Source organism: Sulfurovum iocasae, assembly GCF_047716765.1.
In the GTDB taxonomy this organism is placed as follows: domain Bacteria; phylum Campylobacterota; class Campylobacteria; order Campylobacterales; family Sulfurovaceae; genus Sulfurovum.
Window position 1 is genome coordinate 1,675,230 of sequence record NZ_CP180410.1, and the last position, 23,391, is coordinate 1,698,620.

Sequence of the window (23,391 nt, forward strand, 5' to 3'; positions counted from 1 at the left end):
GAGATAATTGGTTGAACTTGAAAAAGATAAAGCAGGAAACAGTGTTCAAATAGAAGAAAAAGAGTTAGAGAAAGACTCTATTGAACTTAAAATCACTAAACCTTTAAGCATCTCTCACACTACTCAAGACCCTTGGATACTAAATCCAAATGCTGCAAGAGATTTTATCTTTACTAAATAATAGATAATGCAGAAAAACTAGCAGGCACATTCCTGTAACAGAAGCAATAACTATTAAGATAGAATTAAATGACTATCCTAGGATAACACCTGAAAACAATCTTAAAGAAATAGACAAGCCTCCATCATTTTTCTTCTATAGTCCCTAAAAGCTTTTTCATAGTGTCTATAGTCTTCTGGTGCTTCACCTGACCATCACAAGCCTCTATTACGCCATTGATCTGTTCTTTTGTTAATGGGTTGCCCTGACCAATGCTAAAATTGAACATCTCAATTATCATTTCACATTCCATAAGTGAAGGTGTCTTATTTAGCTCTGTAGCAGTTTCTGCAAATAGTGGTACTGCTAGTAAAAGTGTAATTAGTAGTGTTTTCATACAGGAAGTTTAGCATAACAACCTAATGGCAGCACTTTGGCAAAAGTCACCACGTATAGTCACCATAGATACATTTATAATGGATACAATCCCATAAATAGCTAATGTGTAGCGATTTGTAGCACTAAGATACTTTATCCTATGGGATAAAAGATAAACTAAGCCCTACTTTACCTTTCTCTTCATCTATGGATATAACCTTTATTTGAGGTAGATATTGATTAAGGGAAAGCACTTCAAGAGGATGAGCTATACGTTTATCACTCATCTTTGAAATGTGGATCATTCCATCATTTTTCAAACCTATATCTACAAATGCACCAAAGTCAGCAATGTTTCGCACTACACCTGAGACAATACTTCCTTCACGCAGCATTTTGATATCTGTTACACCCTCTTTAAAAGGAATAGCCGGTAACTCTTCTCTGGGGTCAAAACCTGGTTTTAAAAGTTCTTTGATGATATCTCTTAGGGTATCTTCTCCTACTTTTAACTCTTCTGCTATCATCCTGACATCTATTTTTTCTAACTCTAGCCCCTCTAAACGTTTGGCTACAGCGTAACTTTCAGGGTGTATACCACTGTTGTCAAACACAGATCTTCCCTCTTTTATGCGTACAAAACCTGCAGCCTGTTCGTATGCTTTAGCTCCTAAACCTTTGACTTTTAAGAGTTGGGACTTAGATGTAAAGTAGCCGTTCTCTTCTCTATATGTAACAATATTTTGGGCTACTTTTGCTCCTACACCAGCCACATAAGAGAGTAGTGAAGCAGAGGCGGAATTAAGGTCAACCCCTACTCTGTTTACAAGGTCTTGGGTTACATCAGAAAGTTTTTTTTCTAAAAGTTTTTGGTCTACATCATGTTGATACTGTCCTATGCCTAAAGACTTAGGGTCTATCTTGACCAAGGCTGCCATAGGATCTCGTAGTCTTTGTGCGATGGAGATGGCACCACGTATGGTCACATCAAGTTTCGGATACTCTTGCGCTGCGATGACAGAAGCAGAATACACTGATGCCCCCGCTTCAGAGACCACAGTGTAGTTCAGTTTTGCATCCTCATCTGTGTTTAAACGGGCAAAAAACTCTTGCGTTTCTCTTGAAGCAGTTCCATTTCCTATGGCAACGGCTTGAATGTTATATTTTTTAGAAAGTTTAAGGACCTTATCTCTTGACTTTTCATACTCATTTCGAGGGTCTGTTGGGTAGATGACAGCATGTTCCAGGTAATTTCCATTCTCATCTATGACAGCCAGTTTACAGCCCGATCTAAAAGCAGGATCAACACCCAAAATAACTCTTTTTATCACAGGAGGAGTCATAAGAAGTTGATTTAGATTTTTACCAAAAACACCAATGGCAGTAATGTCTGCTTTCTCTTTTAACTCTGCCTGTACTTCTCTTTCTATGGATGGGAATAAGAGACGTTTAAGTCCATCTTTATACGCTGAGAACAGCAGTTCCTTTGATGATAATGCATCATGAGGTGTTTTATATTTTTTAATATTCTCCTCTATTCTTGCTATGTCAAGTGTGACTTTAACCAAGAGTTCTTTCTCTTTAACTCCACGCATTATGGCTAAGTAACGATGAGAAGGAATGTAGGCTACTTTCTCAGAATGTTTGATGAAATTGGCATACAACCCCCTCTCATTAAACCCTTTGGCTTTCTTGGTTTCGATACTACCAAAACGTAACATAGAATTACGGATGGCTTCACGCTCACGTGGCTGATCTGCATAGCGTTCTGCCAAGATATCCTGTGCACCTTTGATGGCATCCTCAACAGAAGTGACCTTACCTTTTACAAACGTTTTTGCCTGGGCTTTAAATTCATTAAGACTAAGTTTAGCACTATGTAGTGTATAGGCAAGAGGTTTTAAACCATTTGCTATGGCAGTTGCTGAGCGTGAACTTTTTTTCTCTTTATACGGACGATATATATCTTCCAGTACTCTTAGAGTATCTGCACTGGCGATGCTCTTCTTGATAGCATCGGTCAACACACTTCTCTCCTTAATAAGCCTCTCTATCTCAGCTTTACGTTCCAGCAGTTTTTTAGCACTTAGATACACAGCTTCAAACTCGCGTAACACTTCATCACTTGCCCCACCAGTCATCTCTTTACGATACCGTGCAATGAAAGGGATGGTTGCACCTTCATCCATAAGTTTAAGGATGTTGGTGATGTGAGTTTGTTTGAGTTTTGTTTTTTGTACCAATAGATTGATAAGGGAATTCATGTTGCGTTCTCTCTAGTTTTTAATAAAACTATTATAACTATTTTGTCATATATTACCACACTATGTAAATTAAGGAATGGATACATGTTGCTGTAATCTACACATTTTTAAAAATATGGTTGTATTCATCCTAATTAAAGAGTACAATAAAGATAAAACTATGATGTAAGGGGTGTATATGTCTTTATCTGAGCAGGATATTCTAAAGCGATTGGATGTTTGGTTAAATATGTTAATTGAAGTAGAAGGAGCTGATCTACATATTAAAAGTGATAGTACTATACGTGCACGTGTTAAAAGTGATATTGTTCTTTTATCCAAAGAAGTGATAAATGCAGAAACGATTGAAACATTGGTTAAAGCATTAACTGGTGATGCATATGAAAGTTTTATTAAAGAGACTAAAGAGTTTGATGGTGCTTATTCACTGAGTGATAAATACCGTTTTAGAGTCAATATCTATATGCATATTGGAGGTTTTGCAATAGCCTTTCGTTTGATTCCTTCACACATTAAGACTATCAAAGAGTTGAATCTTCCGACAGCTTTACATAAACTTGTCCATCTTCGACGTGGTCTTGTTCTTATCACCGGTACTACAGGGAGTGGTAAATCTACGACGCTTGCAAGTATTGTTGAAGATATTAATAAGACTTATCATCATCACATCATTACCATTGAAGATCCTATAGAGTATGTGCATAATGATGCAAAATCTATCGTTGAACAACGTGAATTAGGATTACACACCAACAGCTTTTCTAGAGCATTACGTGCAGCAATGCGTGAAGATCCGGATATTATTGTGGTTGGTGAGATACGTGATCTTGCCACAGCTGAGAGTATTATGCAAGCTGTAAACACAGGTCATCTTGTTTTCTCAACAGTGCATACATTAGATGCTCGAGAAACGGTTGACCGACTCATTGCTATTTTCCCTACAAATGAGCAGAGTCGTGTACGTGAAACACTGGCTGCTACCCTTGAAGCAGTTGTTTCTCAGCGTTTGATCCAAGGCATATCTGGAGATATGGTACCTGCAGTTGAAATAATGTTTAAAAGCCCTCTTATTAAAGAGCTTATTCGAACTAAACGGGATAATGAAATCCTGGATGCAATTAAAAAAGAGGGGATCAGTTTTGACTCTATCACCTTTAATCAGGCACTGTTTGACCTCACATTAACAGACAAGATCACAGAAGAGCAAGCCTATCAGTATGCAACCAGTCCTTCTGATCTTAAATTGCTGTTTACCTTAAGTCAAGAATATGAGAAAAAGGTTAAAAGTAATACAAAAGAAAATGATCTTGTTTTAAAAGATAACTAACTTTTAAAACCATCTAAAAAGGATAGAAGATTATGCTTCTATCCTTTTTATTTCCTTGATAAACTATTTGGTATCTATAGCTCTATGATGCTACAACATCCCATACACGACTTGTATCACGTTTCGCCCCGTGCCATGTTGCACATCCTGATATAAATAATCCTATCATAATGATAGAGACCAATACATAAAACTTTTTCATCCTATTCTACTCCTCTTCGTTTATTTCTTCTTGAACAGCTTCAACTGCTTCTTTGACTGGTTTATCGACTGTTTTTGCCAATATCTCAACATAACACTCTGTTGCACCAGTGGCTTTCACTGCGTCAAGTGCTTTGATGAGTGCTTCGTATTCTACGATTTCTGCCTTATCTGAAGTAGCACCTATTTTACAGTCAAAATCCCAATACATTGTAGCTGCATCAGGAAGCTTTTTCTTGCGTTCGCGTTTTACATACTTACGAATGTCATTTTTTACTGCTTCAAGTACGCGATCTTCATGTTTTTTTTCGTCTGTTAATTTAAATATTTTTTTCATATTTATTATCCTTCTGCTTTATTTCTATTACGATTTCGGTTTCTATTCCTACTGTTACTTCTGGCACCATCACGACTGCCACCGTTGTTCGCATGCGAAGAGTTGCTGCGAAGTTTATTACATGAGTTGCTGTTACGTGAACCATTACCTTGTCGTTTTCCGCCACCTCTACCATTTTGTATAGGCTCAGCCTTGATATTAGGATCTGGTGTAAATGCTTCAATATGTACTTTTTTGATATCTGACTTAATAAACTTTTCTATATCAAAAAGCAATTTATGCTCGTCAATACAGACCAAAGAAACTGCCTCACCACTCTGCCCTGCACGCCCTGTTCTACCGATACGGTGCACGTAGTCTTCCGGTACATTTGGAAGCTCATAGTTAACTACATGAGGAAGCTGATCTATGTCTATCCCCCTTGCTGCAATGTCCGTAGCTACAAGTACACGGATTTCATTTGCTTTAAAACTGGCCAATGCTTTGGTTCTGGCTCCCTGGCTTTTGTTCCCGTGTATCGCAGCTGCTGAGATGCCATACTCTTCAAGTTGTTTTGTAAGTTTGTTTGCACCGTGTTTAGTACGTGTAAAGACTAAAACCTGTCTCCAGTCTTTCGTCTTGATAAGCTGAGAAAGCAACTCTCTTTTACGACCTTTATCCACATAGTGTACCACTTGGCTTATTTGATCAGCAGTAGTATTTTCTCTTGCCACTTCAACAAGCACAGGGTTTTTAAGAAGTCCTGATGCTAATTTTTTGATATCATTGGAAAAAGTTGCAGAGAATAGTAAAGTTTGCTTTTCTTTCGGCATAAGTTTCATAAGCTTTTTAATGTCATGGATGAACCCCATATCAAGCATACGGTCAGCCTCATCAAGAACCAAACATTCAAGCACTGAAAAGTCTATACCTTTTTGCCCTGCAATATCCAAAAGTCTACCTGGTGTTGCAATAACAATATCTACACCCTTACGGATAGTAGCAAGTTGTGGGTTTATTCCAACGCCACCAAAAATGACAGTAGAAGTGTATGGTACATATTTACCATATGTCTTAATACTCTCCGCCACTTGAGCTGCGAGTTCACGTGTAGGTGTAAGTACCAAAACGCGTATCTGTTTTTTACCCATCTTTGGGTGCGTTTGTGAGAGTCTCTCAAGCAGGGGCAAAGTAAATCCTGCTGTTTTACCTGTACCTGTTTGTGCTGCTGCCAACACATCTTTACCTTCTATAACAGTAGGAATAGCTTGTAGTTGAATGGGTGTAGGTGTATCATACCCTTGATCTTTGATCGCTTTTAATAGAGGTTCAGATAACCCCAAGTTTGTAAATGACATTTTGTTTTATACCTTATTGAACGAGCCTACCATCTGTAGTATGAGGTCGGTCTTAGGCTGAGTATTTTATTATTTTTATTTGAAAGAAGATGAGTCGCAGACCGATGTACGCTTAAAATCGATGAAATTATAGCGTAATTATTCGTAAAACAGAAATTTATTATAATTAATATTTTTTGACATATTTTGACAATTATATGTTACTATGACAGATAAAATAATCAAGAAGATTCCCCGATACTTGCATCGGTTGGAGTCTAAGGCTATTATTAAAAGAAAGAAAAAGTTGCAGTTTGGTAGAATTTAAACCAATATCCGTCACTTGGGGCGGGGATGGCTAGAATATATGCATGGGATAGTAGTTAACTTTATTTCTTAAAACACCTAATAATAAATTTTTATTATTAGGTGGTATAATTAATTTTTTCTAGGAGTCCTTTTTAATGCAATCTTATTCTTTTGATATTGATTTACTTCCCATCAATGTAGCTATCTATGAAAAAAATGGTAATGATTTTATTATTGTTGGATTCAATAAATCAGCTGAAGTTACAGAAAATATCCATCGTAACAATCTACTTGGACAAAAACTCACAAAACGTTTTCCTGCAGTTAAAGAACTTGGTCTTTTTGATATGTTTTTACGTGTTGAGGCAAGCGGAGAAAGAGAAGAACTTGATACAAATTTTTATGAAGATGACCGTATCAGCGGATGGAGACATAACACAGTCACTAAATTGAGTGCTGGTACAGTAGCACTATTTTATGAAGACCGTTCTTCAGAAAAAATTAGTTTAAAACTTCAAAAAGAACTGCTGACACAGGAAAATTTTTTAAAAACCATTATCAATGTTATCCCGGATCTTCTTTGGATCAAAGATACAGAAGGTAAGTATCTGGCATGTAATACAAAGTTTGAACGACTTTTTGGGGCTAAAGAGTCTGAGATCATCGGAAAAGATGATTTTAATTTTGTTAATGAGGAAGCTGCAAGTTTTTTCCGCAACAAAGACCGTAAAGCGCTGGAAGAAAAAGAGTCACATATCTATGAAGAGGTTTTAACCTTTACTGATAGTGGTTATGAAGGATTATTTGAAACGATCAAGACTCCGATGAAAGATGGTGAAGGCAATGTTATTGGAGTTCTTGGTATCGCTCGTGATATCAGTGAACGCAAGGCAAGAGAAGAACAACTGCGTATCTATGCCAATTATGATATGTTGACCGGATTGGCAAACCGGACACTGTTTATGGATCGTCTGACACACTTAATGACTCTGCGAAAATCAAATAAACAATATAGTGCGGTACTCTTTATCGACCTGGATCATTTTAAAGAGGTCAATGATACTTTTGGTCATTCCACTGGCGATAAAATACTAAAACTTGTTTCAAAACGTCTGCAAAGTGTGATCAGGAAAGAAGATACACTCTCTAGACATGGTGGAGATGAATTCACCATTTTACTTGAAGATATTAGCACACCTCTGGATGCTGCCAACATAGCACAACATATACTTGATACATTAAAGACTCCATTTACCATTGAGGATCATCAATTTTATATTACAACAAGTATTGGTATTACTATTGCTCCTAATGACAGCAGTGATCCTGAAACACTGGTACGCTTTGCAGATATAGCAATGTATAAGGCTAAAGACAATGGCAGGAATAGCTATACATTCTATACCCAGGATCTTTCAACACAGGCACAGGAAAGAATCCTGCTTGAGTATGACTTGCGTAATGCTATTAAAAACCATGATTTTGTACTCTATTATCAACCTCAGATCAATGTGTTAGATAAAAAAGTCATTGGTGCAGAGGCTCTTTTACGCTGGAATCATCCAGAAAAAGGTATGATCATGCCGCTTCAATTCATCCCTATAGCAGAATCATCCGGACAGATCATAGATATTGGTAAGTGGGTCATAAAACAGGCAATGAAAGATATATGTAAATGGAAAGAAGATAAGCTTGATATAGAAATGATATCTATAAATCTCTCTGTCAAACAGCTTAATGACAAAGCACTTATTACAATAATAAAAGATTCTATTAAAGCTACCGGATGTCATCCTGATTGGGTAGAGTTTGAAGTAACTGAGGGGTATGCAATGAGTGATCAGCAAGCTGCCACTTCATTACTTGAAGAGATCCATGCTCTAGGTTGCAATATATCGATCAATAATTTTGGTACAGGGTACTCTTCTTTGGCATATCTTAAACGTTTACCAATTCAAAAGATCAAAATAGATCAGTCTTTTGTCCAGGATGCTCCAACCAATCATAGTGATGAAGTGGTTGTTTCTGCTTCTATACTCATCGCTAAAAGTATGAATCTTGATATTGTTGCAGAGGGGGTAGAAACTACTCCACAGCAAGAGTTTTTAGTGAAACACGGATGTATATTTGCGCAAGGGTTCCTTTATACGGAACCCATTCCTAAAAAAGAGTTTGAAACGTATCTGGAGCTTACCTTTATCTAAGTGTTCTAAAACTGCTTTTCTAAAACTGCTTTTCTAAAAAAGGAATGATCTGCTTTTTACGGCTCATCACACCTTTTAACCATACTTCTGCATCACTATCAAGTTGTACATCAAATGCATTTTCGATCTTTCCATTTTCATCACTGACTGCAAGCAGTTGTGAACCTTCCTGCATAATATCTGTAAGTAAAAGAAGCACAGAGTGTCTGCCACCCTCTTCTTTCAGCTTTTTCATCTCTTCTTTTAGCTCAGCTTTCATAGTATCAAACACAGAAAGATCAACAACCTCCAACTGTCCTACACCAATGATATTTTCACCCATATTGAAGTCTTTGAAATCTCTTAGTACTAATTCTCTAGGACTTGCAGAGAGAACATCAGATTTGATGATGAACATTTCCATACCTACTGCTTTATAGTCCTCTATTCCTACGATCTGTGCAAGCTCTTTACATGCTTTGGTATCCTCTTTGGTACAGGTCGGTGACTTAAAGATCACTGTATCACTTAAGATAGCACACATCATCATTCCTGCAATATCTTTCGGGATCTCGATATCATAGTAGTCGAACATCTGTTTTACGATCGTATTTGAACACCCTACCGGACGTACCCACATTTCAAGTGGAGCATCTGTTTTGAGATCACCTAGTTTATGGTGATCAACTATTCCTAAAATGGTCGCTTCGTCAATGTCTTTAGGACTCTGAGAGCTCTCCATAAAATCAATGAGATAGACATTTTCTCCTGCATAGCTATTTTTAAGTTGAGGAGCTTCATAACCGAATTTTTCAAGTATCCATGCCGTCTCAGGATTAATATTCCCTTGTCTTGTCGGGATAGTATCTTCACCCAGTTGGTTTTTAAGGTAAGAGAGTGACAATGCACCTACAATAGAGTCTGAATCTGGTGTTGTATGTCCAAATATATATGTTGCCATGCTATTATTTCCTGTATCTTTTTTGGTATTATAGCTTATTAGGTTTATACTTTATTATTATGGTTATTTTTTGCTATAATCCACCCACAAAAACTCCACTTACAGATTTTTTTATGTCCTCATCGCTTAACTGGATAAAGCAGGGCCCTCCTAAGGCCTAGCTCGAGGTTCGAGTCTCTCTATCAATTAAACCAATAAACACAGTGTCAGCGAAGCATAATTCACATCTCAGAGTTATTTGTTTCTCAAGATAATCATAGGTTCTTACTACTTTATGTGAACCAGAATGTGAACCAGATCGTAGAGCAATTTTAACAGATGTATCATAAAGTGACCATCAATTTTACTAATGAAGTATTTCTACATGAAATTAGGTTCAAACTCATTGTAGTCCATCCTTAAATATCTCACTATCTTTTCATAGTCAATATAGTATTCCTAATACCTTGGGTATCTCCCATACCAAAACTGGTCTAACCCTATAAAAGGATAGATAGTAGTAAGACCAATTTTAATAGGATGAGTAATCATCATAAAACATCCTATATAGCACATTTTATAAGGTTTACTATCCAAGGGTACAGATTTATGGCCCACAAACGTCGCTACAGCGAATAACCTTATAAAATATGTTAGATTATAAGGTTTTCATGACTTGGTTGAATATCTTTATGTTAGTCATGCGTATTGATAGAATCATGAATTATGTTAATTTATAGATTCATGTAACGTTTGAGTTGAAAAACAAGGTGATGTTTTCACTTGGCTTCTTAAAACTTTATCTGAGTAACTTTATACGATATGAGCTTAAATGACTGCAGTTTAACCTTGTTTTTCTTTCCAACGATTTGTTAGACTTTGTCTTTCATATAATCTTCAACTGATGATATAAGTTCAAACGCAATTTGTCTTACACTAAATAATTCAATTTTTAATACTGGTGTACTCTCACTACCATTTGAGTGAAACCATCCAATACTATTATTTCTACTTAGGTTATCATATGCTTTATCTAATTCAGGGTCTACATGAGCACCACCATCTTGATTTGCTAAAGCTAAGATTAATTTTTTTCTTGTAAATTGCTTTTTATGTTTATCTGAAATTATAATTTTTTCCCACCATGAATCAAATGTTTTAAATGTACAATCTTTTTTCTCTAATTGTGCATAATATGAAGTACCTTCATTTGATATTTTTAATCCAACTAATCCATGATGACTCATAAGATTTTTAGGATTATATTCATTGGCAGAATCACGATAATACATTTTATGCTTAATATTTAATTGTTTTAATAATGATTTAGAACTATTTGTATCATGTAACAAAATACGGATATTTGTTGCTAATCGTTTTGCTTCAGAATAATTTTCATTATCAAATTCTTTTGCAGATGTTTTCATAAAGTCTAGCTGTTCTTTTAGTTGTTCTAGTAATTCATCATTTGTTTGTTGTCTTTTTGCCATACTTATAATATTCCTTATTCTAACTATTTATTCAAGGAACAAAGTGTCCTTCCATTACGATATTTCAGTATTAAGAGTATATCAAAAATATCCTGTTCTCAAAACCTTATAAAAAATATATAACTTTATAAGGTTTTCATCACTCATTTGGAATACATGAATAACGCTACAGCGATAAACGTTATAAAATATGTTAGATTATAAGGTTTTCAGGATTTAGAATGTGAAGTTTGTTTTATTTTGTTTAGCCATCACCATAATATATGGCTACTGCAACTAATGACAATCTTACATATTGCATAAAGTCCTCAGTGTTGTTTGAAGTTAAAATAAAAACACCATCATTAAGTGTTATACCTGGGATTTTTACAGATGAAACCTTTAGTAAAGATTTTTTATCAGTATTTTTTTTCAAATCGTTGTTATTATGAATAAACGCATTTCTGATACAGACTAATGCATCAATGCCACTTTCACTAATAGCTAGCCTGGTAAAGTTACGTTGTTGTTTTTCTGATAAACTTAATAAGAATGTATCAAAATCATCTGTACTATTATTATTATTTTTCCATGAACTTTGTCCGTACTTATTATCGAGATATGCCAAACAGGCTGACAAATACATACCACATGCATAATGTTCAAAGACAGGTCGTTCTTCAATAAGTACTTCTTCACCTCGTCCATCATCACTTTCAATATTATTACGCAATAAATTATGAAATCGTCTAGCATGCACTAAAAGAGGAATTCTATCAGCCATTAATTATCCTTTATTATGTTATTTTAGTATTAAGAGTATATCAAAAATGTCTTCTTCTTAAAACCCTATAAAATATATAACTTTATAAGGTTGTATGCTCTATGCTCTGCTTATAGTCACCAAAAACAAAATGTATATGCTATAATGTAATCATATATGATCTATAAAGATATGAGGATTGATACAAAATAAAATCTATTTTTATGTGAAATATGAGGAGAAAACATGATACTCAAAAAAGATCAATATGTTGTTAATGAAAAAATGCCAGACTGGGGCGTAGGGAAGGTCATTGATATTATCAATCAAGATCGTGCCGAGGTCTTTTTTGAGCATGGTGGGTACCGCACGTTTGTACGTAAAAAGAATTCACTGACTCAAGTAGATCCTTCCGAAGTTAATACTGATATCTTTGATCATATAAATATTAATACCCTAGATGAAGAAAGAAAAAGCTCTTATAGAGATATCCCTTCTTCGCAAAAGTATTTTCTTCAAGAGTTTCCTGGTGGATTTAATGGTGACAAATATCATGCACAGGAACGTGATTATAAAGACGTAGGTCATGCATTTGCTATCGAACTACTTAACCAGGAGAGCTTTGAACAGCTTCTTCAAGCGAACAACTATGAAGAGATCAGCACACGGGCTTTAAAAGTAGTCAACAAACTAAATCTTATGTTCCCCAATGAAAAGATGGCATTGAGAGATGGCTTAAAGAAAGAAACTGCTCAAGAGCAATTTGCACATAGTCTGTTTAATCTACTTTATGGTACTGATGATTTGGAAGGTAGATTTCAAGGCTGGATCAGAACTTTGGTGTCCATTGGTGCTGACAAATGGCCTACTGCTTCATATTTCTTGTTTATAGTACATCCAGATAAGTATATGTTTGTTAAGCCAACTATTACACAGGCAGTAGCTGATATGAGTTCTTACCCTATTGCTTACACCCCTAGTTTGAATTGGAATACCTACAGTAAGATCCTTAAGTTCTCAGAATATCTCAAGCAAAGGCTTCATAAGCTTGAGCCAAAAGATATGATCGATGTGCAATCGTTCATGTGGTGCATTATTCGATCCGCCAAGGAGAAATAGTGTTCATACGTATATGTATTATGTTGTCATATTTCCCGAGTAGAATAGTTATATAGTTAAGAAAGACACCTAGTATTCAATAGTAAAATAAAAAAGGATTATAGTGGAAAAATTATCAATTGTATTCAAAAATATTGCTTTAGTGAAGGAGATCGAATCTCCTGAAAACCCAGGTGGATTAGAAAAAAGAGTTGCATTAACCCCTAAAGATGTTGGACAACTAACAGATGCAGGTGTTAACGTATTTGTTGAATATGGTGCAGGTCTGGGTGTAGATTTTGAAGATGAAGAGTATCTTGAAAATGGTGCTGTGATGCAAAAAGCAGATGAGATATACAAAGATAAAGATATGATCATTAAATTTAAAGGTCCCTCTTTGGAGTCTATATCTGAAATGAAAAAAGGTTGTACACTGTTTTGTATGGCACATTTTCACTCTTTTCCTGATAGAGCAAAAATGCTTGAAGAGAGTCAAATAAATGTTATTGCTATGGAGGAGATATCAGAATCCCCAAAAGTACAAACAGATGAACAAATATTAGCACGGGCTGCGATGACAGAAGCATTAAAACGTTTTATTGAAAATGAAACAATCGGAAATCTAAAAATATTTGTTATCGGTCGAAATGAAAGATTGGCAGGTGCGGTAAGAAGAGCAGGAAACCGTAACCCTAAATCACTTAATATGCTTCATACGGATGTAAAATTTGAAGAGTTAAAAGAGACAGGCAGTGAAACTCTCTATTTTTATGACAGTGAAGATTTTAACGATACCAATGGACTTATCGAAAAATTAAAAGAAACCAATTCACATATTTTTGACTTTCATGAATTTGAGCTGGAAAGTGGAGATGCAGCGATTGCCAACTATAGAGAGACGCATCCCCCTTTTGAATTTGGTTTACGAAGAATTCAGTGTCTTCATGAGACAGGACAGGCAGGTGCAAGATATGGGATCAAACTGCTTAAAGAGAATAAACCTGACCTCGATATTCGTGAAGCAAAAGTTGTAGTACTAGGTTACGGTAATGTAGCACGAGGTGCAATGCATGAGATCTATAACCAAGGTTTCAAAAATATCAATATTTTAGGTCGTACACAAACCACGAAAGATAACATTGATCATTGGCTGGAAGATGTTGATCTGGTGGTCAATGGAGCAGAAATACCACGAGAAATTAGAGGTATAACATATCTTGTAAGTAATGACCACCTTAAGCGTGTCATCCCTAAAGGTTCTATAGTCATTGACCTTGTAGGTGGAAGTGAGACCAATAGAAGTGCTGTTGAGTCTGTACTAAGTTGTACCTTTTTAACGGAACCTCATTTTGTTCAAGATGAAGTAACCGTTTCAGCATTATGGGGCTGGCCAATGCTGGGAATGATGAGAGAGAGTGCCATAAAATATTCAAGTCAGATTGTAGATGTTTTAATTAAAAGAGAAAAAGTAATCGAAGGACTAGACAGTTTAACAACTGGAGTAAAACGAGCATTGGTTTGTGGGCCCTTCAAATAAGTAAGAGTTTACAAACTTACTTTTATTTTTAAACAAGGTGTATTTTGCTATAAATACATCAATAAAAGAGAAAAGTAGATAAACTTTAAGGTTTGTCCACTTTTGCATGTATTGGAGAGAGATGAGAATACTAGCTGTAGGTTTCAGTAATGAATACGCTAAAAGACTTGATGAAGAATTAGGTGAATATTTTATTTGTATTGTAGATCACGCGATAGATTTGTATGATGCAACTAATTTTACAGACTTTAGACATTATGAACTTGTGATCATAATGGATGAAGGTGTCAATCTTTCAATAGAGCGATATGTAAACGAAGTAAAAAAGAAAAAAAGTGACACGAAGATTATCATACTTACAGATGAGTATAAACAACAATCTTATTTTTATGCTTTGGGTGCAGATGATGTTGTTTGTAATCATTGTGAACACCCTGATCTTGTAGCTGCAAGAGTTTTGGCAAATATGAGACATCTTTTTGGTACTCATATCACTATTGATAAGATTATTATAGACATTGCAAATAAACAGATAGCCTACGGAGAAGATATTGTCTCACTTAATGGCAAAACATTTGATATTTTAGCATACCTTGCACTTCGTAAAAAAAGGGTTTTTTCCAAAGATGAAATTATCAATGCACTTTGGCCTGAACCAGAGTATGTGAGTGACAACACAGTAGAAGTTGCAATTAACCAGATTAGAAAAAAACTTAAGAGTGCTCTTGGATTCCAGGTTATTCACACAGTAAGAAGACGTGGATATAAATTCGCATACAATCAATAGTTAAATTTCTATCAAAATAGTTTATTTCTAAAACCTTATAAAATATATAAGATTATAAGGTTTTCTCTCGGTACAAATTTAGCTAAAACTTTTAGAAGTTATTGTATTTTTCCTAAAATATCCTTAGCACTTTAGCCAATAAATCATTGTAGTTCTAATAAATTTAATCTACTACTACAACTATGGGATCCATCGCTATCCTCTTGTTTAAAGTTAGTTTCATTTTAGGTTGGCAGATTGTAGTTTTTGAAATGAAGTTGTATTTTGATACACTATTGATATCTACATTATATGGACTTTATACATGAACACTATGGCTATTTTATTTATGGGAAGAGAACCGATAGCTTTTGATGATTTTCTATTCAATTTTAAGATGAAGTACAGTCAGTGGACTGATTTTAAAGTAATTAGGACGAAAACGCTAGCAGGTCCACGCTCCAGTAAACTTGAAACAACATGGAAGATGAACTGTAAAACTTTAAATTTTGCTATAGGAGACAATGCAAGAGGTAGAGTAATGAAATATGTCATTGCTGCACCAACAGGTTCAGCTAAAACTGAGAATTTAATCACCTACTGTTCCATGCTTCCGAAAGATATTACTGCCCTTATCAGTACAAACCTCACAGATGAAGCAGATAAGATAGCTGAAAAGATAAATGATGAAGCTAGAGACAGTAGAGCCGTCTCCTATCACAGTAAAAAATCTAAAGAAGAGATCTTGGAGATTGAAGAAGTTGCTAAATATCAGGTAATAGTCACCACACATGCCTTTTACAAAAATCACTATACTGGTGGTGAAAAGTGGCAAAAGCTTGGTGAGGATAGAGACTTACTTGTTATTGATGAGGCATTAGAAACAATGAGGGAGTTATCTGTTCGAGATGATTCTATTAGACGAGCAATAACAATCTTTGAATATATGCAAAAAAGCAACCTGCTTAAAGGGGATCTTAAATTTGCTAAAGAGATACAGCTTCTCAGAGATGAACTACAAGTTCTAGCTAACTATAGTGGTGGGACGAATCTTATTACTGATGAGAATACAAATGTTTTGAGATGTAAGTTTACGCCATTAAAATCAATGGAGAAGTATCCATTATTCTTAAAGTTTTTTGTTAAAGCACAAGCTAAAACTATAAAAATTGACCCTAAATTTAAAAAGTATTTTAATACTCTTAATTTTAATCACATCATATCTGGAATAAAAGACTCATCAGCTAACGATATTTTAAAGAAAGAGCTTATAGAGACAATAGTGAATCTAAACATAATGAGCAAACTTGGACAAGTTTATATCACATCAAATCAAGGGCATAACAGTTTTCATAGAGTAACAGATATGATGTTCACAAAATCATTAGTCTGTTTTGATGCAACTGCTACAGCCAATAAAGTTTATGAACTGAGATCTAAATACTACAACGATATTCATATGGTTGCACCAACAGAGGGTGTAAGAAATTATTCAAATGTTACCATACATACAACAGCAGGAAGAACAGGTAAAAAGAGTATAGATAAGGATCTCGTAGCAAATATTTTACAAAGTGTCACACTCGGAAATAAAACGCTCATCATAACACATAATCAACATAAGAGTTTATTCGTACAAGAAGCGACACAAAACTACTCTGATAAAACTGTAGAGGTTGCTCATTGGAATGCTATCACAGGACTGAATGACTGGCAAAACTTTGACACTTGTATCATTGTAGGACTTAATCATAAGCCTAAGTCTTATGCACAAAATAGAACAATAATCAATACAGATAGTGAAGAGACTGCCTTTGGGGAAGAGCAGGACATACTCAATAACTCTATAGAGAACTCAGCTATTCTCGCTGAAATCATACAGGCTATGAATCGTATTAGAATTAGAAAGATAATAAACCTTGATGGTAATTGCGAGCCAGCAGATATCTATATTATTTTGCCCAATGATCAAAAGACAGTATACGAGAAACAAATAGCTGGACATATGCCTAATATCCAGTTCAAAGACTGGGTACTGAAGTCAGCCAAGCATACAGGACTTGCAACAGCTAACTTTGATATTCTTATACAGTATCTCGAAAGCAATCTTAAAAGAGGAGATACAATAGAGAAGAAGAATATTGTTAAAGTTGTAGGTATTAAACCTGAGTCGTTTAGAACGATGATGGGGAAGAATAGTTTCCAACAACAAAAATTTAGAGAGAACCTCCATAAATGTGGATTTGAGATTAAAGAGATTATCGGAAAAGGTAGAAAAACAGCAACACAATACTTCTATAAAATATAGTCAGAATAAAAAGTGGTCTAGTAAAACCTTTGTCCTTTTATAGGGGTCGACCGTTTTTAGATAGGTGCATCTCTGATACAATAGCTTTTAGTGCTATGCCCGAGGAGCAGACTCCAACACATGAACAACATAATAATTAATCACAGAACCAAACAGAGTCTCAATAGCCCTCTTAAGAGCCCTTGTCTCAGCTCTAGCGTTCATAAAGTGAAGTCCTCCGTTGCCTTTAAGTTCTGAATACTCACAAATACCCATACTGTCAGCTTCTCTGACTATGGAACCAGTCTCTACTTTCAGCACACCCAATACTTGGGCGTACTTCTCTGTGATCTGCTTATCTTGGATCTTCCAGCTATATGAGATAGGTAGAGAAGAGAGGATCTTGATAAGCGCATCCCTCTTTGCTTCCCATACGCCATTTATGTTTACAAAGTCGTTTCGAGATAAGAGCCTGAATGCTTTGATCTTGGTTCTTTGTATATGATCATAGTCATCTTTCCTTGCAGACATAATGACTTCACCTGTATTGGTATTGATCTCCAGTATCTCATCACTTGTCTTGAGTGTTTTGGTTTCCATTACGCTACCTCCTCTGTAATAGTGTGTGTAGGGTTGTTAACTCCTCTACGTTTGTTGATTTTTATCTTGGCAGGTTTAGGAGTACTTGTTACATCTAATCGGGTATAAGACTGGATGATATCTTTGTATTGAGAAGTATGGTAGAGATCACGCAGCATCTCTTCATCCAGTACCTTTTTATAGAAGCCTGCTTCAATGAGTGCTTCTCTATCTTCAATGATAAGTTTGGTTTTGTCTGAGGTAGTTGCACCAGTGAAAGTAATGCTGCTGATACCTGCTCCATCCAGCTTGTCAATGCCGTACTCAGTGAAGACTTCTGCCCCTGTAGTAAGCACTAATTCTTTGGCTGTTTTAAGGCTCTTCTTTAGCTCCTGAAGCTCTTTTATTTCTTCCTCTATACTCTCTATCCTTTTATCGATTGAGAGGACTGAGAAGCCTATGTAGTCGGCTTTTCTGGTATAGTCTTTATCTGATTCGAGTATGGCTCTGAGCTCTTCCTTGAGCCACTCTTTTGTTTTGGCTGTGGCACTCTGTACGGTCTCTTCAAATCTGTATCTTGTTGTTTTCATTTTATGCTCCTTTGCATGGGTTGTAGTTAATGTTATTTGCTGAGTTTAAAGTGTTTGCTGGTACAATTGAAGTCCGTGTAGTTGAGGACTTTAATGAGTCTTCTTCTACTTCATTTGTACTATCACTTTCACTCACCGCTGCCTTTTGATCACATACCCATTCCATAAAGCTGACATACTGTTCATACTCTATCTCTTGGGTGCGTTCCATTTCATCTTTGATCTTTGACATGATTTCTCCTTGGTCAATATATGGTTACAGTAATCCTTCATCTGAGAAGCTGTAGTATCCTTCTTTACTCAGGATGACATGGTCTTGTAGCTCTATACCTACAAGTTTAGAGACCTCTTTGAGTCTCTGGGTTATCTGTATATCTGCTCTACTGGCTTCAAGTGTGCCTGATGGATGGTTGTGTGCTATGACGATCCCTGCTGCATTGTCTTGTATAGCAGGTCGAAATACCTCTCTTGGATGGACGATTGATTGGTTTAGCGTTCCAATGTGTATCACTCGATGCTCTATGATCTTTGATGAACCATCTAGGGTCACAATTAGGAAATGCTCTTTATCTTTCTTGGCGTACTCATGCAGAAGGCTGTAAACATCTGATGCTGAAGTAATCCTATTTACTTTGTACTCCTGCGCTTTTTCCTGTACCATCTGTAGCAATTGATCCATGGTGTAATTTGTATTACCCATTGATTTCTCCTCTAATGCTTTCCAGTGTGTCAATATGATCTTGGATCACATCAAACTCTTCATCGGTTAAATGCTCACCGTATGTGACGGCTTCATCCAGTTTGTCTATCGCATTGACTAGAGTGCTGTCCAACTCTTCCAATATCTGTTTCAGTGAAGATTCCATTACAGCAACCTTTCACGACAATTTAAGCCGTTAAAAATAAGTGCATGTAGCTCTTGCTTCCAGTGCATTAAATGCTTTATGGAAAGTGATTCCAGTACAGGTGTATTCATATCCCGATACGTTTGAATATCCTGTTGGGTACTGCTGTAGTATGTTGCAACTTGTTCGATCAGTTTGAAGTTTGCTACGGTTTCGTAGTCTTGACTGGTCATAGTCATTGTGTCTCCTTTGAATGGGGTTTAGTTTAGACTCTTCTCGGAGTGAGGGATTTGGTGCTATCTTTTGGGTAGAAGTTGAAAAAACTATATTAAGTGTATGAGCATGCGGGGGGGGAGTCAAAATAAAAGGATCGTTTCTTCTTCTATACTATGGGAAATCGACAGAGAAAAAAATTTAGAAAAAAAATAAAAAATAAAAAAATGATGAAGTTTGGGAAAATTGAGAATTTGTGAGAGGTGGGAGGGATGGATAAGAGGGGATTAGATATGAGGAGGAGAAGGAGAGATTTACATAGAGTATATGGTCAGTATATTGCCAGTCTTACGGCATGTTATATGCTTGCATATAAAGGTGTCTGGTAGCTCAGAGAGAGTCTTTTTAGGACAAGTTCGTCTCTTTGTACGCTTTGTAGTTCAGAAGGGATATAAGAGCCTTCTGATGGGCTCTATGAGGGTGTTCAATGTATGTCTAGATAGCATCCAGCTTGTTGATAGATTCACTTAATAATTTAGTTGGGTATCCTTTTACATATCTTTCTAATGTCATGCCATTATGAGCATGTCCTAATAACTCTGATATTATAGTTGTCTCAATGCCCTCAGATGCTAACTGGGTAGCAAAACTATGTCTCAGGCTGTATAAGCTTTTTCCCTTGGTTTTAAAGAACTCAGATGTCTTACGTGTAGCATAACCGTCTCTTACTGCCCTAGCCTGTTCCAGAAGTAACTCTGCATCGTCAAGACTATCATGCACTGGTATCAGTCTATAGCTGCTCTTTGTTTTTAGCTCACTGGTTCCATCAGTGAGATCAAAACATTTAATACCATCAACTACAGTTAGCTTGCATTTGTAGACTTCAGACAATCTCATTCCACTGTAATAGAGTATTTTATAAAGCGGTATAAGTTTTTGATTACCTGAGTCATGCATTAACTTTTTAATTTCTTCAATGTTCAGTGCTTGCCGTTCATCTCTCGAGCTACCTGACCTCTTAGCCAAGGTAACAGTGAATTGTCTGCTTACTGCTTCACGCTCATAGGCAAACTTCAACAGAGCATTCAATAACTTGATGTACCCATTAACAGTTTCAGCAGACTGCTTATCTTCAGTTGGTATATGCAGTTTCAGCAACTCAGTAATAGACTTAACTCTGTACTTCTGAATATTCATCTTTGGTAGTCTGGTAAGCTTACCTCTAATGCTGTCAAGAAGGCTCATATTGAGCTTTGAAAGGTCATTAGGAAGCAAGACCTTCAATACACTCAAATATCGTTTTATTTTAGCCATACGATTAGCACTGACATCCTTGTGCTTCTGTAAGCCTCCCCAAAAACCGTACCACCTAAAACAGAATAATTCTGATAAAATAAATCAGGAGAGTTCATGCGAAAGAGTAAGTTCACAGAGAGACAGATTGTTGGTATCCTAAAAGATATAGAAGACGGGGCACCCGTAGTTGAAACACTAAGAGAAAAAGGTGTAAGTAAAGACACTTATTACAAATGGAAGCGTAAATATAGTGGTCTAGAGAGTGGTGATGTCAAAAAGCTCCGTGATCTGGAAAAAGAGAATGCCAAGCTCAAAAAGATGTATGCAGAGATGGCACTGATGAATGAAGCTCTCAAGGATGTGATTGAAAAAAAGCTCTAAAGCCTGATGAGAAGCGAGATACAGTAAAGCATATCGTAATGCATTTTTCATTAAGTATCAATCAGGCTTGTACGATGTTGGAAATTAGCAAGTCAACTTATTATTATGTGAAGAAGCCTAAAGATGATAGCAAAGTAATTGAAGCTCTCAACAGCTTGGTAGATAAATACCCTAGAAACGGCTTCTGGCTACTTTTTAATAGACTTCGTAAGCAAGGCTATGTATGGAATCATAAACGTGTATATCGTGTTTATAAGGCTATGGGACTTAATATCCAGCGTCGTACAAAGAAACGATTACCTAAGCGTATTAAAAATCCTTTACAGGATCTCTATCATCCAAATGAACAATGGAGTATGGATTTTATGTCAGATACGCTCTTTGGAGGCAGAAGATACCGTATCCTCAATATCATGGATGAATTTAACCGTGAACTCATAGAGTTTGAAGTTGACACTTCATTGCCTTCAGCAAAGGTGATTGAAGCACTACGAAGAGCTGTAGATTTTAGAGGTAAGCCAAAGTCCATACGTGTAGACAATGGTCCAGAATTTATCTCTCACAAACTAGAGATATGGTGCTATATCCATTCTATAGAGTTAAAGTTTATACAGCCAGGCTGTCCTACGCAAAATTCAAGAGTTGAACGTTTTAACGGTTCTATGAGACGAGAGTTTTTTCATGCTTATCTATTTGATACATTGGATGAAGTAAGAGTAGCAGCCAAAGAGTGGATTGATGATTATAACTACAATAGACCACACAAGTTTTTAGGAAAGTTAAGTCCTGTTGAATATTTAGAAAAGTACAATTTAGAACAGAGTTATTCTGCTTAGACTGGTTTGATTTAAGGGGAGGCTTACACTTCATGTATTGTTCGTAGATATCTATCTTCTCGCCAGACCTAAAGTTAAGCTCTGCAACAAGACTTGAGACATCATGTCCTAGCTTGAGTCCAATATCTATCATGTTGAATATGTTGTTATACCTGATGGCTAATTGCTTGGCTAAGACTCTATCTGAAGACAAAGGTCTATGAATGTATTTCGAATCACACAAGCTTACTATAGCCAGTGGGATTCGTCTCCTATAGTAGTAGGTGTTATTTCTTGTTGTAATGTACATCTTGGTAAAATTCCATGTGAACCAAAATGTGAACCTAGATTCACAACACACTATGTCCTCATCGCTTAACTGGATAAAGCAGGGCCCTCCTAAGGCCTAGCTAGAGGTTCGAGTCCTCTTGGGGATACCACATTAAAGATTTTTTAATTAAATTATTGATTTTTGTTTCTGTAACTGTTATCTTTACTACAGCTTTATACTTGAGTGCAGAAAATGAAAATCACGTACAAAAGCAGATAGAAAACTCACTTACTACTCATTAAGCCCACAACCTTTGGTACTTCACTATTTTAACTTTTATATACATTTTGCTAGACTACTCTGTCATTATATATTTTAAGGAACAAGAATGAAATCTGTAAATAAATTGAAAATTAAACTTTTAGAACAAGAGATAAAACACTATAAAAAAGAAGTAAAGCGAAGAAAAAAGCAGATGAAAGTCCTGGAAAATATGCTATTCAAGTCTGAAGAGCTTAGAGAGCGGATGGCTAACAAACTCATATACACCGTCAAAAAAGATTTTAGCTCTTAGCAATTTCCGGTGTCCCCCCTGGATCCCTATGGGTACCTGTCTCTCTGAGGATGCCACGTATTTACTTTCCTATGATCTTATTAATATCCTGAGAGAGTATCACACCTTCTCTATGATAAAGGATATGGGTTCTGGTTTTATAAATGACCATGGTAGGCAGTTGATACACTTCATACTGCTCTGCCAAATCTGGTGATTCATCTGTGTCTATCATAAGGACGGAGACATCTTCAAACTCATCATCTACATCTTCAAGTTCACACTCCAACGCATGACAAGGGTCACAAAACTCCGAACCAAACTTTAAAATAACGATCTGATTTTTGTCGAACTCTTTAGTTAATACCTGTTCAAAATTATCTTCATCTACTTCTATAAATGCCATTAAATTTCCTTACTTATTTTATAATGGATTATTGTATCAAATAAACTCTAAGAGACCTCTACACGATAACAATATGCTATACTTATAAAAAATATGAAAATAGTAGA

At 35.9% G+C, this 23,391-nt stretch carries 25 protein-coding genes and 1 tRNA gene; 10 read left to right on the forward strand and 16 right to left on the reverse strand.

The genetic code is table 11. The features are described from left to right. Positions 1-7 precede the first annotated feature (7 nt). Positions 8-181, forward strand: a complete 174-nt coding sequence (locus tag ACLHDG_RS08180) for a hypothetical protein (protein ID WP_415405732.1) — start codon at positions 8-10, stop codon at positions 179-181. A gap of 124 nt (positions 182-305) precedes the next feature. Here ACLHDG_RS08180 and ACLHDG_RS08185 read toward each other — a convergent pair whose 3' ends face one another. Together ACLHDG_RS08185 and ACLHDG_RS08190 are read right to left on the reverse strand one after the other, a co-directional pair. Further along, a complete protein-coding gene (locus tag ACLHDG_RS08185) occupies positions 306-557 on the reverse strand; it encodes a hypothetical protein (RefSeq protein WP_415405733.1) in 252 nt (83 codons plus the stop codon). Between the two features lie 139 nt (positions 558-696). Further along, positions 697-2,802 carry a helix-hairpin-helix domain-containing protein gene (locus ACLHDG_RS08190; protein WP_415405734.1) on the reverse strand — a complete coding sequence of 702 codons (2,106 nt, stop codon included), beginning with the start codon at positions 2,800-2,802 and terminating at the stop codon, positions 697-699. Between the two features lie 178 nt (positions 2,803-2,980). Here ACLHDG_RS08190 and ACLHDG_RS08195 point away from each other — a divergent pair, with 178 nt between their 5' ends. Next, positions 2,981-4,129: a type IV pilus twitching motility protein PilT gene (locus ACLHDG_RS08195; protein ID WP_415405735.1), complete on the forward strand. Its 1,149-nt coding sequence runs from the start codon at positions 2,981-2,983 to the stop codon at positions 4,127-4,129. An 82-nt stretch (positions 4,130-4,211) separates the two neighbouring features. On the opposite strand, the gene ACLHDG_RS08200 is transcribed toward ACLHDG_RS08195, so the two are convergent. Genes ACLHDG_RS08200 through ACLHDG_RS08210 form a run of 3 tightly spaced genes read right to left on the reverse strand, consistent with a single transcriptional unit; the run spans position 4,212 to position 6,004 of the window. Beyond that, positions 4,212-4,331: an entericidin EcnAB gene (locus ACLHDG_RS08200; protein WP_415405736.1), complete on the reverse strand. Its 120-nt coding sequence runs from the start codon at positions 4,329-4,331 to the stop codon at positions 4,212-4,214. Positions 4,332-4,337: 6 nt separating this feature from the next. Beyond that, complete coding sequence (locus ACLHDG_RS08205; protein WP_415405737.1) at positions 4,338-4,667, reverse strand: DUF6172 family protein; 330 nt, start codon at positions 4,665-4,667, stop codon at positions 4,338-4,340. A gap of 5 nt (positions 4,668-4,672) precedes the next feature. Beyond that, positions 4,673-6,004, reverse strand: coding sequence for a DEAD/DEAH box helicase (locus ACLHDG_RS08210; RefSeq protein WP_415405738.1), 1,332 nt, complete (start codon positions 6,002-6,004; stop codon positions 4,673-4,675). A 443-nt stretch (positions 6,005-6,447) separates the two neighbouring features. On the opposite strand from ACLHDG_RS08210, the gene ACLHDG_RS08215 reads away from it, so the two are divergent. Further along, on the forward strand, positions 6,448-8,496 hold the full coding sequence (locus tag ACLHDG_RS08215) for an EAL and GGDEF domain-containing protein (protein ID WP_415405739.1): 2,049 nt from the start codon (positions 6,448-6,450) through the stop codon (positions 8,494-8,496). Between the two features lie 19 nt (positions 8,497-8,515). Here ACLHDG_RS08215 and ACLHDG_RS08220 read toward each other — a convergent pair whose 3' ends face one another. The 3 genes from ACLHDG_RS08220 to ACLHDG_RS08230 all read right to left on the reverse strand — a co-directional run bounded on the left by ACLHDG_RS08220 (position 8,516) and on the right by ACLHDG_RS08230 (position 11,668). Beyond that, positions 8,516-9,436, reverse strand: a complete 921-nt coding sequence (locus tag ACLHDG_RS08220; protein ID WP_415405740.1) for a manganese-dependent inorganic pyrophosphatase — start codon at positions 9,434-9,436, stop codon at positions 8,516-8,518. A gap of 851 nt (positions 9,437-10,287) precedes the next feature. Then, positions 10,288-10,905: a hypothetical protein gene (locus ACLHDG_RS08225; RefSeq protein ID WP_415405741.1), complete on the reverse strand. Its 618-nt coding sequence runs from the start codon at positions 10,903-10,905 to the stop codon at positions 10,288-10,290. 244 nt (positions 10,906-11,149) lie between these two features. After that, on the reverse strand, positions 11,150-11,668 hold the full coding sequence (locus ACLHDG_RS08230) for a hypothetical protein (protein ID WP_415405742.1): 519 nt from the start codon (positions 11,666-11,668) through the stop codon (positions 11,150-11,152). Between the two features lie 225 nt (positions 11,669-11,893). On the opposite strand from ACLHDG_RS08230, the gene ACLHDG_RS08235 reads away from it, so the two are divergent. From ACLHDG_RS08235 to ACLHDG_RS08250, 4 genes are all read left to right on the forward strand, one after another. Continuing rightward, on the forward strand, positions 11,894-12,766 hold the full coding sequence (locus tag ACLHDG_RS08235; protein ID WP_415405743.1) for a DUF3553 domain-containing protein: 873 nt from the start codon (positions 11,894-11,896) through the stop codon (positions 12,764-12,766). 103 nt (positions 12,767-12,869) lie between these two features. Continuing rightward, entirely contained in the window at positions 12,870-14,282 is a 1,413-nt protein-coding gene (locus ACLHDG_RS08240; RefSeq protein WP_415405744.1) for a hypothetical protein, read from the forward strand. A gap of 121 nt (positions 14,283-14,403) precedes the next feature. Then, positions 14,404-15,069: a winged helix-turn-helix transcriptional regulator gene (locus tag ACLHDG_RS08245; RefSeq protein WP_415405745.1), complete on the forward strand. Its 666-nt coding sequence runs from the start codon at positions 14,404-14,406 to the stop codon at positions 15,067-15,069. Positions 15,070-15,382: 313 nt separating this feature from the next. Continuing rightward, positions 15,383-17,356 (forward strand): DEAD/DEAH box helicase family protein, encoded by a 1,974-nt coding sequence (locus ACLHDG_RS08250; protein ID WP_415405746.1) that lies wholly within the window; start codon positions 15,383-15,385, stop codon positions 17,354-17,356. Positions 17,357-17,449: 93 nt separating this feature from the next. Here the strand turns inward: ACLHDG_RS08250 and ACLHDG_RS08255 are convergent, their stop codons facing one another. The 7 genes from ACLHDG_RS08255 to ACLHDG_RS08285 form a co-directional block, all read right to left on the reverse strand. Further along, on the reverse strand, positions 17,450-17,935 hold the full coding sequence (locus ACLHDG_RS08255; RefSeq protein ID WP_415405747.1) for a hypothetical protein: 486 nt from the start codon (positions 17,933-17,935) through the stop codon (positions 17,450-17,452). Beyond that, positions 17,935-18,504: a siphovirus Gp157 family protein gene (locus ACLHDG_RS08260; protein ID WP_415405748.1), complete on the reverse strand. Its 570-nt coding sequence runs from the start codon at positions 18,502-18,504 to the stop codon at positions 17,935-17,937. Before ACLHDG_RS08260 ends, ACLHDG_RS08255 begins: the two co-directional genes overlap by 1 nt. 1 nt (position 18,505) lies before the next feature. Next, a complete protein-coding gene (locus tag ACLHDG_RS08265; RefSeq protein WP_415405749.1) occupies positions 18,506-18,736 on the reverse strand; it encodes a hypothetical protein in 231 nt (76 codons plus the stop codon). Positions 18,737-18,760: 24 nt separating this feature from the next. After that, a complete protein-coding gene (locus ACLHDG_RS08270; protein ID WP_415405750.1) occupies positions 18,761-19,204 on the reverse strand; it encodes a JAB domain-containing protein in 444 nt (147 codons plus the stop codon). Continuing rightward, positions 19,197-19,370: a hypothetical protein gene (locus tag ACLHDG_RS08275; protein WP_415405751.1), complete on the reverse strand. Its 174-nt coding sequence runs from the start codon at positions 19,368-19,370 to the stop codon at positions 19,197-19,199. Before ACLHDG_RS08275 ends, ACLHDG_RS08270 begins: the two co-directional genes overlap by 8 nt. Beyond that, complete coding sequence (locus tag ACLHDG_RS08280) at positions 19,370-19,588, reverse strand: hypothetical protein (protein ID WP_415405752.1); 219 nt, start codon at positions 19,586-19,588, stop codon at positions 19,370-19,372. The genes ACLHDG_RS08275 and ACLHDG_RS08280 overlap by 1 nt, the downstream gene beginning before the upstream one ends. Positions 19,589-20,057: 469 nt before the next feature. Then, positions 20,058-20,876 (reverse strand): tyrosine-type recombinase/integrase, encoded by an 819-nt coding sequence (locus tag ACLHDG_RS08285; protein WP_415405753.1) that lies wholly within the window; start codon positions 20,874-20,876, stop codon positions 20,058-20,060. Between the two features lie 96 nt (positions 20,877-20,972). Between ACLHDG_RS08285 and ACLHDG_RS08290 the strand changes: the two genes are divergently transcribed. The 3 genes from ACLHDG_RS08290 to ACLHDG_RS08300 all read left to right on the forward strand — a co-directional run bounded on the left by ACLHDG_RS08290 (position 20,973) and on the right by ACLHDG_RS08300 (position 22,899). After that, positions 20,973-22,075, forward strand: a protein-coding gene (locus tag ACLHDG_RS08290) for an IS3 family transposase (RefSeq protein WP_415405754.1) whose coding sequence is annotated in 2 segments (ribosomal slippage) — positions 20,973-21,234 and positions 21,234-22,075 — 1,104 coding nt in all. Because the reading frame shifts where the segments join, the coding sequence is not laid out codon by codon here. A gap of 343 nt (positions 22,076-22,418) precedes the next feature. Beyond that, positions 22,419-22,494 (forward strand) — tRNA-Arg (locus tag ACLHDG_RS08295). A gap of 219 nt (positions 22,495-22,713) precedes the next feature. Then, the gene (locus ACLHDG_RS08300; protein ID WP_415405755.1) at positions 22,714-22,899 is read left to right on the forward strand and encodes a hypothetical protein; all 186 of its coding nucleotides are present in this window, start codon (positions 22,714-22,716) and stop codon (positions 22,897-22,899) included. Positions 22,900-22,960: 61 nt separating this feature from the next. Here ACLHDG_RS08300 and ACLHDG_RS08305 read toward each other — a convergent pair whose 3' ends face one another. Then, positions 22,961-23,284: a thioredoxin family protein gene (locus ACLHDG_RS08305; RefSeq protein WP_415405756.1), complete on the reverse strand. Its 324-nt coding sequence runs from the start codon at positions 23,282-23,284 to the stop codon at positions 22,961-22,963. Between the last annotated feature and the right edge of the window lie 107 nt (positions 23,285-23,391).